This window comes from Pseudoduganella sp. UC29_106 (assembly GCF_044055365.1).
Classification (GTDB): domain Bacteria; phylum Pseudomonadota; class Gammaproteobacteria; order Burkholderiales; family Burkholderiaceae_D; genus Rugamonas.
The window spans coordinates 4,377,664-4,394,176 of record NZ_CP171977.1 but is presented as its reverse complement, the minus strand read 5'-3'; the positions used below and the strand labels follow the sequence as shown (position 1 = coordinate 4,394,176).

Genomic DNA, 16,513 nt, shown 5'->3' with positions numbered 1-16,513 from the left:
TTGATCGCGATGCCCGTTCGCTGGTCAGCGAGCATATGTCTGGACCGTCACATCTCGCGCTATTCCTCCTGTTTGAATACGGGTGAGCAGTCGGGAGCGAGCGATATGATTTCGTTAGCCTGGGCGGCTATCTTTATCGAATTGATTGCCTTCTGCTCGGACACCCCCTGGCGAGCAATCAATCGTCCTGCGCAATAGTCTGTTTCTTCTCACAAGGTTCTCATTGGAAATGCATCGCGCTACAGTGCATGCATTTTCAGCCCATCGGAGAACCACATGAAGAAGACTTTGGCCGCCGCAGCCCTGGTAACTCTCGCAGGCGTTGCGCAATCCGCACCGGTTGCTTATCGCAACGTGACTGTAGATGGAATCAACATCGCCTATCGAGAGGCAGGGGACGCGAGCAAGCCGGCCCTATTGCTGCTGCATGGCGTACCAAGCTCTTCTCGGATGTACGACGGCTTGCTGCGCAAGCTCGGCGACCAATATCATTTAGTGGCGCCTGACTATCCAGGGTTCGGTAACAGCGACGCCCCTGATGCCTCGAGGTTCACCTACACATTTGATAACCTGGCAAACGTGATGCAAAAATTTGCTGACGTTTTGGGAATGCAGAGGTATGTCTTGCTGATGCAGGATTATGGTGCGCCCGTAGGGATGCGCATGGTGACAGCGCGGCCTGATTCTGTGCGCGCGCTGATCTTCCAGAACGGGAACGTCTATGAGGAAGGACTCGGCCCGATGTGGGAGAAGCGCAAGCCGTTCTGGGCGGACCGTGCAGCTCACGAAAGGGATGTAATCACGGCGCATCAATCCATCGCGGTCACAAAAGCTCGACATATCGGGACTGACCCAATTGTTGAAGCCTACGACCCCGACCTTTGGATGGACGAGCATGCGTACTTAAATCGTCCTGGGCAGGCCAAGATACAAGCCGACCTGATTTATGACTACCAAAACAACCTCGCAGCTTACCCACGGTGGCAAGCGTGGCTCAACCAGCACAAGCGTCCGACTCTCGTCATTTGGGGCAAGTACGATCCGGCCTTTATCGTGCCAGGGGCGCATGCCTTCAAACGGGACAATCCCGCGGCAGAAGTGCATATTCTCGATGGCGGCCACTTTGTGATGGATACCAAGCTCGACGACGTTGCGAACATCACGTCGTCCTTCATGCGCACACTTCCTAAGTGATGCCTCGATGGCGTGTGGTGACTGCTCCTCGCCATGCGCCATCCATTCTTGTTGGTTCGAACCAGATGTCTTTTGGGGCCACAGGCTCAAACGGCCTGCATAGCCGTCTAGAAGGGTTCGACTCCCTTTCTCGCCTCAGAAAAGTCAAGCACTTAGCTTGTGGAATGCCCGGAACCCCCGTGCTTTTTTGCGTTCAGATGGCCTCAAAGCGGTCTCGTGCAGGACGCATGTAGTCGACTGGTGACTGCATGGCAGAGGCAGAGACCGACGCGGCCGCCCGGGGGCGGCCGCTGGCTTCGGGTCAGAATCGATAGGTCAGGCTGACGCGGAAGGTACGTCCGAACAGCGGACGGGCGACGCCGCGATTGCGGGTGCCGTCCGGTGTCGTCAGGTCGACGAACAGGGGATCGCCTTCGGTGAAGGACAGCTGGTTGGTCGCGTTGGCCACGAACAGCTGGCCGGTCAGGCGCTCGGAGAACTGGTACTGCGCGCCGAGGTTCAGGACGTAATAGGACGGATAGAGCGTGACATTGGTATCCGTCGCTTCCGAGAAGCGCGAGCCCGTGTACTGGTACTGGCCGTAGACGGTCAGCGGCACACCGGTCGCATGTTTGAAATCATAGGAAGGCATGAAGTTGGCCATCAGCTTGGCGAGGCGGCGCGGACGGCGGCCGTCTTCGCTGACCTGCACATAGTGGTAGCCGGTGATCACGCCCTGCGAGTCGCGGTCTGCCTGGGTGAAGGTGTAATTTGCACCTTTGATTTCAGGCTTCTGCGCCAGCACACTGCCTTTCAGCTCGAGTCCTTCCGCGAAGCCGGGGCGCCAGGACAGCTCGATCTCGGTGCCCAGGTTCTTCACTCCGCGCTTGTACAGCTGCGCCACATCCGGGCAGGAATTGATCTGGGTAACGCCGCCCAGCGTAGCGCAGGAGGGCGAGTTGAGGTCCTTGTACACGTTCACCGCGCTGCGTGGCGTGAAGTCGTTGTAGAACACGGCCACCGCGGCGCCGAATTCGCGGGTCAGGTAGCGCAAGCCCGTTTCGTACTGGCGAATATGTTCAATCGCCTCGATTTCCACCGGCTTGCCGTTCACCACCGGCGGCGTGGCGGTCGCGAGATTGTTCAGGTCCTCCAGGCTGGGGAGGCGGAAAGCGCGCGACACCAGGCCGTATACCGCAAACGGCTTGCTGAAGCTGTAGTTGGCGCCGAGGGACCAGCCAAGTCCATGGTATTTCCTGTTCAGCAGGTAGGGCTTGCCGGGGACGAGAATCGCGTCGTCGGCCGCCGTATCCTGGGTCGACCCGACAACCACGCCGGCCGGCGTCATGTCGACCGAGGTATCGCGGTCGCGGCGATTGACGCTGGCCTTGACTTCCTGCCAGCGCACCCCGCCATCGATCTTCAGCTTGCCGCCCATCGTTTCCCAGTGATCGAGGAAGTAGGCGGCGCGGCCATCGGCCTTCACATGGCTGTCGAAGCCGAACCAGCCGGGCAGGATGGCGCTGTCCCTGGTCAGCGAGGGGCCGACCTGCTTGCCGCTGGCATCGACTGCCTTCAGGTCGGCCAGGCGCGAATTGGCTGCGCTTTCGCCCACCATCAGCGAGGCCTGGAAGTTGGGGTCAAAGGTATAGCGGCTGCCGTACACACCCATCGTCAGGTCATGCGTGCCGAATGCCTCGAAGGTCTTTTGCGCCTTCAGGTCCAGGATGTCGCTCCTGGCTTCAACCCGCGCCACGAAAGGAATCAGGAAGTTCAGGTAGTCATTCGGCTTTACGGCCGATCCGTCATTCAGCCAGGCGCCCGCCACGCCGGTGACTTTGGCGTAGTTGCGTACGAAGTCGTCGCGGCTGATATTGGCGAAAGCCCCGCAGGGATTGCTGGACGGGATCTTGAAATAGCCGATCAGCTTTGCGTTCGTGAGATTGCAGCTCAGGGCCGCCGAATGTGCCGGCGAGATCACATCGTTCTGGAAGCGCGCGTTGAGGAAGTTGGTGGCGCTGTTGGTGTCGTTGCCCGTGAAGACGGCGTTGAAGCCATTGCTGCCGCCCGTATGGCGCGCGCCGGCGGAAAGGCGCAGGCCCGATTCCAGGTCCTTGGTCACCTTCAGCGTCAGCATCTTGAAGTCGGGGTGGATGCCGTCCGCCTGGTCGATGGTGCGCGTGCCGTACTCGCCGATCATATTGAAGAAGCGGTTGTTGGGCGACGCGGTGGTGCCGTGCGCGAAGTCGATGCCGAGTGGCTGCACCGTGTCCTGGTTGATCACGGTGGGATCGGACGGCGTGCCGCTCTTGCTCAGGCGCGGCACGGAGATCGGCAGGTTCTGGTAGAAGGCCGTGCGGTCGTTGATGGCCAGACCATCGACGCGTGCCGTGAGCGTACGGTCGTCGCTGGTGTAGACCAGGTTGCCGCGAATCTGGCCACCGCGGTCGGCGGTGTATCCGGTATCGCGGATGCCGTTGCTGCGCCGGTAGAAGCCGCCTACTGCGCCCGTCACGTTCCTGTTCAGCGGGCCGGACACGAAAGCGTCCTGGCGGATGAAGCCATAGTCCGCATACTCGATCTTGTAGCCGCCCTCGAGACGGTCGCCGCCCGTGCGCGAAATATGGTTGACGGTGGCGCCCAGGCCGTTGGAATACAGGATGCCGCCGGGACCGCCCTTGACCGCTTCAATGCTTTCCGTCATCAGGTCGTCGCGGATAAAGACGTCGTTGTTCATCAGCGGCGCTTCCGGCTCCTCGTAGGCCGGCAGGCCGTCGATCAGCTGTGGCGCGAAGCGGTAGCCGCCCACCACGGGCAGGCCGCGCACCGTGATGTTGTTGCTCGCTTCGCCGGCGGTGCTGCCTTCGGCATAGATGCCGGGCAGGTTGGACAGCAGGTCGGCCGTGCTCATGGGCGCGACGCGCTGGATATCTTCAGCGCTCATGGTATTGATGGAGAAGGTCGCATTCTTCTTGGTGGTGACGCGGGTGACGCCGGTAACGATCACCACGTTCTGCGGTTCCTCCGTCTTCTGCACTTTTTCGCTGGCGCCGCCCAGTTCGGCGGGCGGATTGGCGGCATCGGCATTCTGCTGGCCGAATGCGAGCGCCGGTAACAGACAGATTGCGAGGGCGGCGGACTGGCCGATGTAGCGGGAAATCGAATAACGCATAAGGGTATCTCCGTAATTGTTCTGTAAGTCGGGGCGGCCTTGCTCCGGGCTGGCCGCTCTCATGTCGCTTTACGTTGATCGTATCTGCTTCGACTGCACCTCCTGTCCATCGTTGTCATATTAAGGCTGCGGAATCCCGCTGTCCATCGTTGTCATTAAAGGGCCGAGTTAAGCTCGGCCAGCGTTGGCAAATTGGCCCCGCGCCGGGAGCAGGTCATCGCAGCGGCCCGGCTGGCGAAGGCCAGCACGTGCGCCAGGCTGTCGCGGTCCATTGCTTCCAGCGCTGCTCGCCGCAACTGGCCTGCGCGGGACAGGCCGGCCAGTAGCGCTGCCTGGAAGGTGTCACCCGCGCCGACGGTATCGACTACGTCCACCCGCGTTGCAGGCAGTTCGAGGCGGCCCGCCGTGGCTGTACGCGCCACCACGCCTTGCGCGCCGCGTGTGACCACGGTCAGCGCCACGCCGGAAAGCATGGCCTGCTCGATGAAGGCGTCAATGGAGAGCGAGGGGTAGAGCGCTTGAATGTCTTCCTCGCTGATCTTGATGATGTCGCTGCGGCCCAGCATCCATTGCAGCGCATCGCGCCAACGCTGCACGCGCGGCTCGATGGTCAGGCGCACATTGGGGTCGTAGGCGATCAGGCTGCGGCCATGCTGGCGCTCGATCAGCGCGCGCAGCGTCGATGCCACCGGCTCGGCCACCATGCAGTAGGAGCCGACGTGCACGGCGCGTACATCGGAAGGCAGCAGCGCCAGGTGCGGCAGCTGCACCTGGCATTCGGCGGTATTGCTGCCGTAGAAGGCGTAGGCGGGATGGCCGGTGTCGTCCAGGCTGACGATGACCAGCGGGGAGGGCGCGTCCGAACGCGGCGCAGCGTCCAGGTTCACGCCTTCCGCCAGCAGCGCAGCTTGCAGCCGCTGGCCGAACACATCGCGCGAGAGGCCGCCAAAGAACATCGGTGCTTCGCCCAGACGCGCCAGTCCGACGGCGAGATTGAAAGGCGAACCGCCGTTGCGCGCCGAAAGTTCGAGGCCCGTAGCGGTTTGCTGCTGGGGGAAAGACGTCGAACAGCGCTTCTCCACATACGGCGATCATACGGCCTCCAGTCGGTTGGGCATTGCCGGCGCCATGCGCTGCCCGTTTTCGTCAAAGACATGCACGCGGCCCGTGGCGGGCGAACGGCCAGGATGGCATCGTCGCGCGGCGCATCCTCCTTGCAGGTCACGACCAGCGGCCGCTCCAGGCCCGGCACGGAAAGGTGGACATGGGATTCGGCGCCGAGGCGTTCGACCAGCAGCACGTTGCCGCGAATCGGGCCCGAGGGGTCCGGCGCCAGATGCTCGGCGCGAATGCCGACCGTCACCGGGCCACTAAGGGCGCCGGCGCCCGCCCAATCGATGGCGATGCCATTGCCGATCAGCAGGCGGCCCGCCGCATCGATCCGGCCCGGTACCAGATTCATTTTCGGGCTGCCGATAAAGCCCGCCACGAAGGTATTGGCCGGCTCGTCGTACAGTTCGAGCGGGCGGCCGATCTGCTGCACGCCGGAAGGGCCGAGGACCACGATGCGGTCCGCCAGCGTCATGGCTTCCACCTGGTCATGCGTTACGTAGATCATGGTTGCACCGAGCTGCTTGTGCAGGCGCGCGATCTCGACCCGCATGTCAGCCCGCAGCGCGGCATCGAGGTTGGACAGCGGCTCGTCGAACAGGAAGGCGCGCGGCTGGCGTACGATGGCGCGCCCGATCGCCACGCGCTGGCGCTGGCCGCCCGAGAGCTGCGGCGGCCGGCGCTCCAGCAGGTGCTCGAGCTGCAGCATCTTCGCCACGCCGCGCACGGCGGTGTCGATCTGGGCACGGGGTACCCGTGCCAGCTTCAGGCCGAAGGCGATGTTTTCGAACACGCTCATATGGGCATACAAGGCGTAGTTCTGGAACACCATGGACAGGCCGCGCTTTGCCGGCGGCGCCTCGTTGACGCGCTCGCCGTCGATGAGGATGTCGCCGCCCGATATTTCCTCCAGGCCTGCGATCATGCGCAGCAAGGTCGATTTGCCGCAGCCGGACGGACCGACCAGCACCACGAACTCGCCGCTGGCGATGTCGAAGGAAACATCCTTCATGATGTAAGTGCTGTCCTTGCCCGGATAGGTCTTGGCGACCCGGTTCAGTGTGATGGATGCCATTGCGATTCCTGTTCTATCGTGCGGGCGCGGCGGGCTGCCCGGTCAGGGACAGCATGCGCCACACCTGGAGGCTGACAATGCGGTCCTCGGGACCGGCCAGCAGGGCAAGGCCGGTGGCGTCGAGGCGCGAAGGGTAGACGCGGCTGGTCAGGCTCTTGCGGCCATTCAGGTAAGCCTCAACCATCGAACGGTCCAGCAGCACGCGCAGCCGGACATTCTCGCCGCGCAGGTCGAACGGCCCGCCCTGCACGCCACGCGACAGCGCTTCCGCATCGAGCGTGGTGCGCTGGCGGTCAATTTCGAAGCGGGCGCCCGCACTGTCCACATACAACTCGGTGCGCTCGGCGTGATCCGGCGTGCGGCGCAGGACCAGGCCGCGTTTCGCGGCGCTGCCCGGTGCGGGCGCCAGTTCGAGCTCGATGTCCAGCATGTCGCCGCCCACGGCTGCAAGTGCACGGCCGGCCTCGGCGGCCGTGGAGTCGCGCAGGTCCAGCAATTGACTACCGCGCAGCGACTTGATTTCCTCGATCGGGGCCAGGCGGAGGTCGCCATCCTCCCCCAGCGACATCGTCACCGGCAGCCCGGCGTTGTGGGCCCAGCCGCTCGCCCACTCGGCCCGCAGCGTGCGCTCGCCCTGTGCGATGGAGAACACGATGCTGCGGCCCGTCCTGGGGTCGACCATGCCGCTCGGGCCGGAGAAATGGCGTTCGCCAAGGTCGAACACGCGCGGCGCTTCGCCTTCGGGGACGAAACGTGCCGTGGCGGGATCGAATACCCCGACCCAGTAGTAGGCCTGGGCGCCCACGTCGGCCAGGAACACATGGCGCTGGCGGCCATCCTTGCCGGCGCCGATCGGCAGCAGTACCGGCAGTTCGAAGGTGCGCGCGAAGGCGGGGTATTTCGCGGGATCGATGGAGAACAGCGGGCCGCGGTAACGCCAGTTCTTCAGGTCCTGCGATTCGTACACCAGCGCGGAACCGCTGCCGGCCGGCAGCAGCGCGCCCACCAGCTGGAACCAGCTGCCGCGCTGTTCGTCGCGGAATACGAAGGGATCGCGGAAATTGCCGCCGCTGGTGGCGCCGGGTTCCGGCAGCGTTACCGGCACCGGATGCATTTTCCACGCAAGCAGGTCAGGATCATTGACGTTCGCCGGCACCGCAAGGCCGGTCCGCTCGCGCGTGGCGGCGCTGTCGTTGCCCGCAGTGAAGAACAGCGCAGGCGTGCCGTCTGCCGCGTAGCTGGCGCTGCCGGACCAGATGCCGTCCGGCGCGCAGCTCGCCGTTCTCCGGCGCCAGCGCCATCGGCAGCTCGCGCCAGCGCACCATGTCCGGGCTGGTCCAGTGACCCCAGTGGATCTGGTGCCAGAAAGGGCCAAAGGGATTCTTCTGGAAGAAGAGGTGATAGTTGCCTTTGTAATAGAAGGGCGCGTGCGGTTCATTCATCCAGCCGTAGTTGGGCATGGCGTGGAACTGGGGGCGGTGGCGGTCCCCATCGAATACTTCCCGGCCCACGCTGACATCGCTCATCGTCAATGCGGGCGGCTTGCCGCCATGCGCCCCCAGGTCGGCTGCCATGCTGCGCTTGAGTTCACCCGCGCTCGCCGCGCCGGCGCTGATGCGCACTTCGTCCATCAGGCCGAGGAAGCTGTTCAGGCGGAACACGCCTTCCAGCATTACAGACTGCGAATGGCTGCCGACGACCAGGGGGCGCTGTGGCAACGTGAACGTTGCGCCGGCCGGCGCCGCGGCATTGGCCACCTGCTCGCCGTTCAGGTAGAGGCGCACCTGGCGTGCGGCAGGGTCATAACTGGCGGCGACAAAGGACCAGGCATCGCGCGGCAGCACGGCGCCGCGCACGCGCACATCGATGTTCTCGCTGCCGAAGCCGAGGCGGATGCCCCAGGTGCCGAAGCGGTACATGCCTAAGGAAAAGCCCTGCCTGGACTGCTCGTCGAACTGGCTGAGGAAGGCCGAGTAATTGCCGCCATCGCCCCATTCGAAGGCATGCGGCGCTACCCAGGCGCTCAGGGTCCAGCCATTCTGCAGCTGCGCCACGGAGAGTGCGGGCACGGTCATCTTGGTCGAATAGCCGTCGAACAACAGGCAGCCGCCGCGGATGCAGGCCGGGGCGGGGCGCCACAGCGGATCGGAGGATGGCTTGTAGCGCGCCGTGTTGAAGACGTATTCGATCTTGTCGGCGCGGCCCGATACCGACTCCAGTGCCGTGCTGCCGCGCTGTTCATCGAAAGACCAGTGCGCGATGTCGGCGGCAGGCCTCGTGCTGTCAGCCGCCGCTTTTACGCCGCCGCAGCTGGCCGCCGCCAGCGCTGCCAGCAACGCCGCAGCCGTCGCTCTACGCATATTGTCCATCGTTGTCATTATTGGCCCCGAAAAAAGTCATCCAGGCGGTACAGGCCATCCTCCCGGCGCAGGGGAATGGGACCGCTGATCGCGCCGACGAAGTTGCCGTCCGGGCCCGTATCGAGGAAGGCCAGCAGGCAGTCACGCCCCGTCACAGGATCGGGCAGGATCTTGCCCGCGTAACGCCTGCACGGCACGTCGCCATCGAGGAAGCCCGGCGCGGGACGCCATGGGCCCAGCGGGTGTTCCGCCACCAGATAGTGCGTGCCGGAGACGCCGCCATCCATCTGTTCGCGCTGCGCGTCGGTCCAGTGTTCACGGATATTGCAGAACACGCAGTACCAGCGGCCGTCCCGTTCAAACACCTGCGGCACTTCGAGCTGGCCGTAATGACCACCAGCGTACACCGGTTCGGTTGCCGTCCACGTGACCAGGTCGGGGGACACGGCATGGCCGATCACGCCGCGCGCGAATTTGTCGCCGTCCTTGCGGCGGGCAGTGAAGAACATGTGATATATGCCGTCCAGCTTTTGCGGCAGCACCCAGGGATCGCGCCAGGCGCGGTCGTGCCAGCGTCCTTCCGCGTGCTCCTCGTAATAGCGCTCGTCGATATCGAGCGCCAGGCCATCGCCCACGCGCTGCCACGGACCATCCAGGCTGTCGGCGGTCGCATGGCCGATGCGCTGGCGCATGCCGTTCTCGGCGCGGCAGGTGCCGGTGTAGAAGAGGTGGTAGCGTCCCTCGGCGCGGATCACGGAGCCGGTCCAGGTGGTGTAGTCGTCCCACGACGGCGAGGCGGCCGGCGCGAACACCGTGCCGCGGTAATCCCACTGGCGCAGGTCGCGCGACACGGCGTGGCCAACGGATACGTTCCAGTGCCGCAGGTTGGGATCGCCGATGGAGCGGTCGGCCTGCAGGAAGAACAGGTGCTGCAGGCCGTCTTCGGCGTAGTGCCAGAAGTCCCAGATGAATTTGTCGTCGAGTTTGAGTGTCATAGTGAACGTCGCATGAATTAGCCCTTGATGCCCGAGCCCACCACCGAGGCGACGAATTGCCGCTGGAAGGCCAGGAACACCGCAAGCACTGGAAGGGTGACGACCGTTGCATAAGCCATGATCTGTCCCCACGATTCGGACCGGCCGAAGAATTGCTGGATGCCCGGCTGCACGGGGCGCGCGCCCGTGCCCTGCACAACCATGATGGGCCACAGGTACTGGTTCCAGGCGGCGATGAACAGCACGATGGCGGCCGTGGCGATCACCGGTCCGCTATTGGGCATGATGATGCGCCAGTACAGGGTCCATGGCCCGGCGCCATCCATCTTGGCCGCTTCATCCAGCTCCTGCGGAATATCGCGGAAGAACTGGTAGAACAGGAAGACGCAGAAGGCATTGGCCAGGAAGGGGATAATCTGCACATGCAGGCTGTTGAACCAGCCGGTCTGCAGCGTCAACGCGCCATGCTCGATGGCCGGCCAGGGCAGGCGGGCGACCAGCGACAGCAGCGGAATGGCAATGACTTCGAAGGGCACGACCAGCAGTGCAACCACAAAGGCAAGCACCGCCTGCCGGCCGCCCCAGCGCAGCCGGCACAGGGCAAAGGCCAGCATGCTGTTCAGCAGCACGCCGCCCACCACCACCGAGCTGGCGATGATGGCGGAATTGAGCAGGAAGGACGGCAGCTGGCTGCGGCTGAAGATTTCGCGGTAATTGTCCAGCGACCAGCTCTCTGACGGCATATAGGCCGACAGGCTGGCGATATTGCTGAAAATGGCATCCTCGCTCTTGAAAGAGGAAGCGACCATGAACAGCAGCGGTGTGACGAACACGATGGCCAGCGCGCTCATGGCCAGCAGCATCAGGATACGGTGGGCGATCTTCATTGCTTGCCTCCTTTGGCCGCCAGCAGGCGCTGCACGGCCGATGCGCCGAGCACCACGCCGAAGAACACGAGTGCGATGGTGGAACCGTAGCCGATGTCCTGTTCGCGGAATCCGCTGCGCACGGCATGGTAGACGACGGTGGATGTCGAGTCGAGCGGGCCGCCGCTGGTCATCACATCTACCTGGGTGAACAGGCCGAAAGCCATGAGCGTGGTGGACACCAGCACGAACACGATGGTGTTGCGCAGGCCGGGCAGCGTAACGTGCACAAAGCGTTGCCAGGCGTTGGCGCCCATCAGCGTGGCTGCCTCGTACAGCTCCGGCGAAATCGACTGCAGGCCCGCCAGGAATACCAGCATCTGGAAGCCGCAGCCCTGCCAGGCCGACATCAGCGCCACGGCCGGCAAAGCGTAGTGACGGTCACCCAGCCAGTCCGGTCCTGCGTTCGGATCGCCGATCACGGCGCGGAAAACCTCATTGAGCAGGCCACGGTCCGTATTCAGCATGAAGGCCCAGACGATCGAGGCCACCACCATCGAGGTGACAACCGGCACGAAGTACACGGTGCGGAAGAAGATGCGTCCCTTGATGCGCTGGTTCACCAGCAGGGCCAGCCCCAGCGCCACGCCGCATTGCAGCGGCATCACAAGTAGCGCAAACAGGAAGGTGTTCACCAGCGAGCGATAGAAAACCGGGTCGGTGGCCGCCAGCACCAGCTTTTTCTCGCCGATGCGGAAGGAGAAGGCTTCGCGGTAACCTGCCAGTTGCGGATGCTGCTGGCGGGCCTGGCGCCAGGTCGGGAAACGGAGGCCGTCTTCATCGCGCAGCGGGGCGCCGCGCTGGTCGCGCAGGGGTTCGATGACGATGGATTGCAGCGACAGCAGGCGCTTGTAGTTTTCCAGGCCCACAAAGCTCGTGGGCTCGGGCGACAGCAGGCGCAGATTGGTGAGCGTGGCGCCGCCTGCCAGCAGCAGCGGCAACACGATGAAGGCGGCGAACAGCAGCAGCGCGGGACCCGCGAAACCGCCTACCGCAAGCAGGCTATCCTGTCCAAGCCGGGTTTTCATTTGCGCACCGCCACCGATTGAGTTGAAAAGCCGTAGCCATTGTTACGGGCCAGATTGCGTTCGATCGCTTCCACCGCTTCGTCCATCGCCTCGGCGGGGTCCTTGCCCCCGCGCAGATCGGACATGGCCTTGTCGAAGGCGGCGGATATCGCGGGATAGGCCGGCGTGGCCGGGCGGGGCAGCGCATAGCGCGCCGCGAAATCGAAGTAAATGCGCCAGTCGCCGCCGGGGCGGTAATGCTCGGTCAGCGCGGCGGCTTCCTCGCTGACGGGAATCAGGCCCGTGGCTCGTGATACTTCTGCCGTCTCCCTGGGGGAAATCAGGTGCTGCACAAAGGCCGCCGCGCCTTCCGGCGTCGGGCAGCTGCGCGTAATCGCCCACTGCCACGATGCTGCGCCGGCGCGCGGCCCCTGGCCAAAGTCCGGCGGCGGCATCACCACAAGATCGCTGCCGAAGCGTGCCACGTAGGAGCGCGCCTTCCAGGAACCCGTGTACTGGAACAACGAGCGGCCCATTTCGAAACCGTGGTCGTCCGCGGGATTGCGCTCGGCCAGCTTTTCGTTGAACAGATGGCTGTAGTAGCGCGCCACGCCGAGCGCCGCGTCGCTATTGAGCACGCCGTCCACGCGCAGATAGTCGCGGCGGTCGATCAGGTCCGCACCGGCGCTCTGGAACCACGGCGCGAAGCCATAGCTGACCCATTCGCCCTTGGCCTTGCCGTTCAGGTCCACCGGGAAGCGGTATTTGCCAGTCTTGCGCACGCGCGCCAGGATGTCGTGGAATTCCCTGGCCGTGTAGGGCTGCTGCATGGTCGCGATACGCACACCGTGGGCTTCAAGCTGCGAGCGCAGCGCATACAGCACCAGCACGACGTCGAACTGGCCGACGCTGTACAACTTGCCCTGATAGGTGCCGCGCCCGCCGGGCAGCAGCTTGCTCACTGCGGCCTTGGGAAGCAGCTCGTCCAGTGGACGGACATGGCCGGTCCACGCGAAGTTGGGCACCGTGGGCTGGTCAATCGCCAGCACGCAGGGTAGCTGGCCAACGAGAGACGCCGCGGTAATCGATTCCGTATAGGAGCCCTGGGGTATCGCTTCGACGACGACCTTCCATTTGTCCTGGGAACGGTTGAAGCGCTCGACCGAAGCCTTGCTGGCCACCATTTCGGAGTCGCCGGTGTCATGGCGCCAGACCCGTATCTCGACCGGCTCCGCCAGGCAGGAAGCTGCCGGCAAGCCCAGTACCGCTGCCAGTGCGAGCCGCTTCATTTGTGCCGTCCTTTCGGCGGCGGCGCCACGGTGCCGCGCATGATGGGGCGGCACGGCATGCGCACGGTCGCCGCGGAAGCTTCCTCTCCGGCCAGCGCCTGCCGCGCGGCCAGCTCGCCAATCTCGCGATAGGGCAGGCCGACCGTGGTCAGAGCTGGATCGAGGGCTTCCGAGATGATGCGGAAATCGTCGAAGCCGACGACGGACACATCGTCCGGCACGCGCAAGCCGCGCCGCTGCAGGATGAAGATAACGCGCATGGCCATCTTATCGTTGCCGCACAGGATGGCGGTGGGGCGGTTGGCCTGCGCGAAAAGGCTGTCTATCGCTTCTTCCAGGTGTTCGAACTCGTTGCCGTCGACAGCTGCGGCGCCGTGCTTCAGCCATTTCGGATTGACCGGCACCTCGTGCTCCTGCATGGCGCGGTGGAAGCCCTGCAGGCGCAGACGGGTTGCTGTCATGCCCTCGATCAGCTGCAGGAAGGCGATCTTGCGGTGGCCCGCCTGCAGCACGATCTTTGCCGCGTCATAGCCGCCGCCCTCGTCGTCGGGTACTACCTGGGCATAGCGCGGATCGGACTGGAAGCAGTTTGCCAGCACAGCGGGCGTCTGGCCCAGAACGTGGTCCAGCGTGACTTCGCGGTGGAAGGGCGTGGCGAAGATGATGGCTTCCACGCGGCGCTCGCGCATGTCCGCCACCAGGCGGCTGCCCGTTTCGGCCACGCCGCCGGTTTCGCCGATCAGCAGTATCTTGCCGTGTTCCTCGCAGACGGACTGGATGCCTTTGATGATTTCCGCCGAGTCGGGCGTGGTGGTCAGCTGTTCGGCGATGACGGCTACCAGGCCGGTGGGCCGTCCGCGCAGCATGCGCGCCACTGCGGAAGGGGCGAAATCGAGCGATTCCATGGCCTTTTCGATGCGCAGGCGCGTCTTCTCTTCACGGTGCCGGGGTCGTTCAGCACGCGTGAGACGGTCTTGATCGAAACGCCCGCCTTTTCGGCGACGTCATGGATAGTTGGCACTTAGTCTCCTTCGGACTTTTGGGCTTTGCCTCGAAATGTCCATCGTTGTCATTTTTAGGAAAGCATAAAGACTTCCGGCTGGCAGGTCAACTACATGTTGGAAATTTGTGCTGTTGCGCGACGGCGCTGCCAATTCAGCCGCCCAGCGCCAAGAACGCAGCGACGGCGGCGTGGCCGGACTCGGTTAAGGCCTGGGCCTGTATGTTGGATGCGCGGAGCAGGTTTTCATCGGCCTGCAGTCTTCGACCAGGCTGACCACGCCTTCGTGACCGGCGCCGACCGAGGCTGCACGCGCCTGAGTAAGCGGATCCACGCCGACGGCCGGGAAGCCGGCTTCCTGTTCGCGCTTCACCAGCCCCGAGAAAGCAATTTCCACGTCCTCCACCGCGTGCAGCACCGATAGCCGGTAGGCAGCCAATACTTCGGTCTCGCGTCTCTTGGCTGCATGGATCTGCGCCTCGATGCGAGCCACCAAGGTCGATGGCGGTGTAGGTCGCTGCACGCGCCTCGGGCAGTGGGGCCATTCTCCGAGCGCCAAGCGAGGTTGTCGAATGCTGCATCGTAGGTCGTATGCGATGCCGCTGCGCGGCGGAACACGCGGCGGCGGCCCGGTTGCCGCCAGCACAGTCGCTATTGTCCAGGCGTGGGCAGGGGCAGCGTGTCGGGGTAGCGCTGCAAGACGCGTCGATTGAGTCTCTGCGACTGTTCTTGCACTTACTACGCTCAGCTATTGGCAGCTAATTTTCGGCTAGGTAGCATGACATGGCCGCGCTGTAAGGTCTTGAATACGCAAGCGCTAAACGGCTTGCGCAGCCGTCAATGTGGAGCGCGTTGTTCCGGGGACGGCGCACCTTCTCTCGTTAAATGCCGAATAAAGGCCACTCCTCGCCGTTTTTAACGTTGGGATGAAGCGGGCCGACGGTCGACAAGTAAAGACCGTTGGTTCCACCCTGGCGTTGCCGTTAACCTCAGCATTAGGGCCGTTGCCCGTATGGACAATTACGATTCGCGCGACTGGATCGATAAAAATGTTTTGCCCGTTTATCCGCCGAAGGCCGATTGCGGCCGCCAGCTACAGCCGTCGCCGCCTGCCTGCGTCGACTGCACGTGAAACCTAATTCTGAATTCCACTTAACGCCCCTCGCTCCGCGCCTTTAGCCAGACATCACCCTGTATGCGGGCAAGTTTGACGAGGTTACCTAAGGTATATTCCAAGTCGGCATCATGCAGGCCCCAACTGTTCAGCCACGTCATGCCGATGTAGACTGCGCCAGGCATTTTGCTTGTCCGCTGATCATCAGGTTTTCTGGTCATGCTGATGGCAAGATAGGAAATGCGCCCTGCCTGTATGCAACGCGCTTTGAATAATGCCGGGAAGCTGACAAGCGGCGTGCTAATTGGTGTCCCGTTCTTGAGCCATGGCCACCGCGCATTTGCAGGGTCTCCATCCACATGTCGGGACGAATCGAAATACGGGCGCAGCCCACTACCATCCCCTGATAGTTCCGCAGGATTGGAGCAGTTGTTGACCATACCCGGCAGATCAGTGGCGCCAAAGCCTGTGCTCCATTCCGGCGGCGGACTAGCGGCTGGAAATGCGGACCAGGAAACGACGCAACCCGCTTGACCTTGTCGGCGGCACACAGGAATGGATTTGAGAGTCCCGCCGACATCTTTCTCAGCCGGTACTGATAGGACCACACCGCCGAGGTGTGCAGCAATAAGTTGTTTCTGCAGCGGTTTGCCGTCAATTTCCTTGCGAAGCAGATCTAGCAGAATGAAAGATCCCTGGCTATGCCCTACCAGAATCACGCCCCGCCCTTTGTTGTCGTTTTTGAGGTAGTAGCGCCACGCCGCCAGCACATCTTCATATCCGACGGCATACGCCGGCGATGCGGGTAGCTGGGTGCGGGGATTAAAGCTCCTCTGATCGACAACAAGGGGGGCCATGGCGGTTAGAGTCAGCTGGCTGTACATTGGCGCATACAACCGGCACACCGACCCATAACGCGCAAACTGGGTACGGATGCGATTAAATTCCTCGCTTTCCTGGACCATATTACTGTTCGCTTTGTTCTGCAGTGAGACAGTTGGATAAATGTAAAAGCAATCAAAACTCGGGTCCTGTGCCGTGCCGACGTACGGCTCAATTCGACTTTGCCCGGTAGCTGATATCACTGTCGCTGTAAGGTCAATCGAGCAGGCGTCTACCCGCCCCGGCCGGCATAGCCAGTTCTGCCCTTCTGAGTAATCATTGGCTGAGGAGCGAGCGATAGGTATTTCCTGAGCAGATTCCCTTGCAGCGGCAATACTCGATGCGGCCGACATTACTAATCCTACGGCAGCAATAAGGCGTATCCACGTGAGTTGCATCTTGCCTCCACT

At 63.3% G+C, this 16,513-nt stretch carries 12 protein-coding genes and 2 pseudogenes; 1 reads left to right on the top strand and 13 read right to left on the bottom strand.

Annotation, left to right across the window (positions count from 1 at the left end; all coding sequences use genetic code 11):
• Positions 1–276: 276 nt before the first annotated feature.
• The gene (locus tag ACHMW6_RS21835) at positions 277–1,194 is read left to right on the top strand and encodes an alpha/beta fold hydrolase (RefSeq protein WP_395399871.1); all 918 of its coding nucleotides are present in this window, start codon (positions 277–279) and stop codon (positions 1,192–1,194) included.
• A gap of 301 nt (positions 1,195–1,495) precedes the next feature.
• Here the strand turns inward: ACHMW6_RS21835 and ACHMW6_RS21830 are convergent, their stop codons facing one another.
• From ACHMW6_RS21830 to ACHMW6_RS21770, 13 genes and pseudogenes are all read right to left on the bottom strand, one after another.
• Positions 1,496–4,345, bottom strand: coding sequence for a TonB-dependent receptor (locus ACHMW6_RS21830; RefSeq protein ID WP_395399869.1), 2,850 nt, complete (start codon positions 4,343–4,345; stop codon positions 1,496–1,498).
• A 155-nt stretch (positions 4,346–4,500) separates the two neighbouring features.
• Positions 4,501–5,427 carry a carbohydrate kinase gene (locus ACHMW6_RS21825; protein WP_395399867.1) on the bottom strand — a complete coding sequence of 309 codons (927 nt, stop codon included), beginning with the start codon at positions 5,425–5,427 and terminating at the stop codon, positions 4,501–4,503.
• A gap of 38 nt (positions 5,428–5,465) precedes the next feature.
• Positions 5,466–6,530: pseudogene (locus ACHMW6_RS21820) on the bottom strand (ABC transporter ATP-binding protein); the annotation flags it as partial.
• A 13-nt stretch (positions 6,531–6,543) separates the two neighbouring features.
• Positions 6,544–7,743, bottom strand: coding sequence for a glycoside hydrolase family 32 protein (locus ACHMW6_RS21815; protein ID WP_395408686.1), 1,200 nt, complete (start codon positions 7,741–7,743; stop codon positions 6,544–6,546).
• Positions 7,667–8,908 (bottom strand): LamG-like jellyroll fold domain-containing protein, encoded by a 1,242-nt coding sequence (locus tag ACHMW6_RS21810; protein WP_395399865.1) that lies wholly within the window; start codon positions 8,906–8,908, stop codon positions 7,667–7,669. The genes ACHMW6_RS21815 and ACHMW6_RS21810 overlap by 77 nt, the downstream gene beginning before the upstream one ends.
• Positions 8,908–9,885, bottom strand: a complete 978-nt coding sequence (locus ACHMW6_RS21805; RefSeq protein WP_395399863.1) for a family 43 glycosylhydrolase — start codon at positions 9,883–9,885, stop codon at positions 8,908–8,910. Before ACHMW6_RS21805 ends, ACHMW6_RS21810 begins: the two co-directional genes overlap by 1 nt.
• Positions 9,886–9,902: 17 nt before the next feature.
• The gene (locus ACHMW6_RS21800) at positions 9,903–10,772 is read right to left on the bottom strand and encodes a carbohydrate ABC transporter permease (RefSeq protein ID WP_395399861.1); all 870 of its coding nucleotides are present in this window, start codon (positions 10,770–10,772) and stop codon (positions 9,903–9,905) included.
• The gene (locus ACHMW6_RS21795) at positions 10,769–11,839 is read right to left on the bottom strand and encodes a carbohydrate ABC transporter permease (RefSeq protein WP_395399859.1); all 1,071 of its coding nucleotides are present in this window, start codon (positions 11,837–11,839) and stop codon (positions 10,769–10,771) included. The genes ACHMW6_RS21800 and ACHMW6_RS21795 overlap by 4 nt, the downstream gene beginning before the upstream one ends.
• Positions 11,836–13,107: an extracellular solute-binding protein gene (locus ACHMW6_RS21790; RefSeq protein WP_395399857.1), complete on the bottom strand. Its 1,272-nt coding sequence runs from the start codon at positions 13,105–13,107 to the stop codon at positions 11,836–11,838. The genes ACHMW6_RS21795 and ACHMW6_RS21790 overlap by 4 nt, the downstream gene beginning before the upstream one ends.
• Positions 13,104–14,012: a substrate-binding domain-containing protein gene (locus tag ACHMW6_RS21785; RefSeq protein ID WP_395399855.1), complete on the bottom strand. Its 909-nt coding sequence runs from the start codon at positions 14,010–14,012 to the stop codon at positions 13,104–13,106. Before ACHMW6_RS21785 ends, ACHMW6_RS21790 begins: the two co-directional genes overlap by 4 nt.
• Positions 13,943–14,128 carry a LacI family DNA-binding transcriptional regulator gene (locus ACHMW6_RS21780; RefSeq protein WP_395399853.1) on the bottom strand — a complete coding sequence of 62 codons (186 nt, stop codon included), beginning with the start codon at positions 14,126–14,128 and terminating at the stop codon, positions 13,943–13,945. Before ACHMW6_RS21780 ends, ACHMW6_RS21785 begins: the two co-directional genes overlap by 70 nt.
• A 90-nt stretch (positions 14,129–14,218) precedes the next feature.
• Positions 14,219–14,594: pseudogene (locus ACHMW6_RS21775) on the bottom strand (TolC family protein); the annotation flags it as partial.
• 665 nt (positions 14,595–15,259) lie between these two features.
• Complete coding sequence (locus ACHMW6_RS21770; protein ID WP_395399851.1) at positions 15,260–16,456, bottom strand: DUF3089 domain-containing protein; 1,197 nt, start codon at positions 16,454–16,456, stop codon at positions 15,260–15,262.
• Between the last annotated feature and the right edge of the window lie 57 nt (positions 16,457–16,513).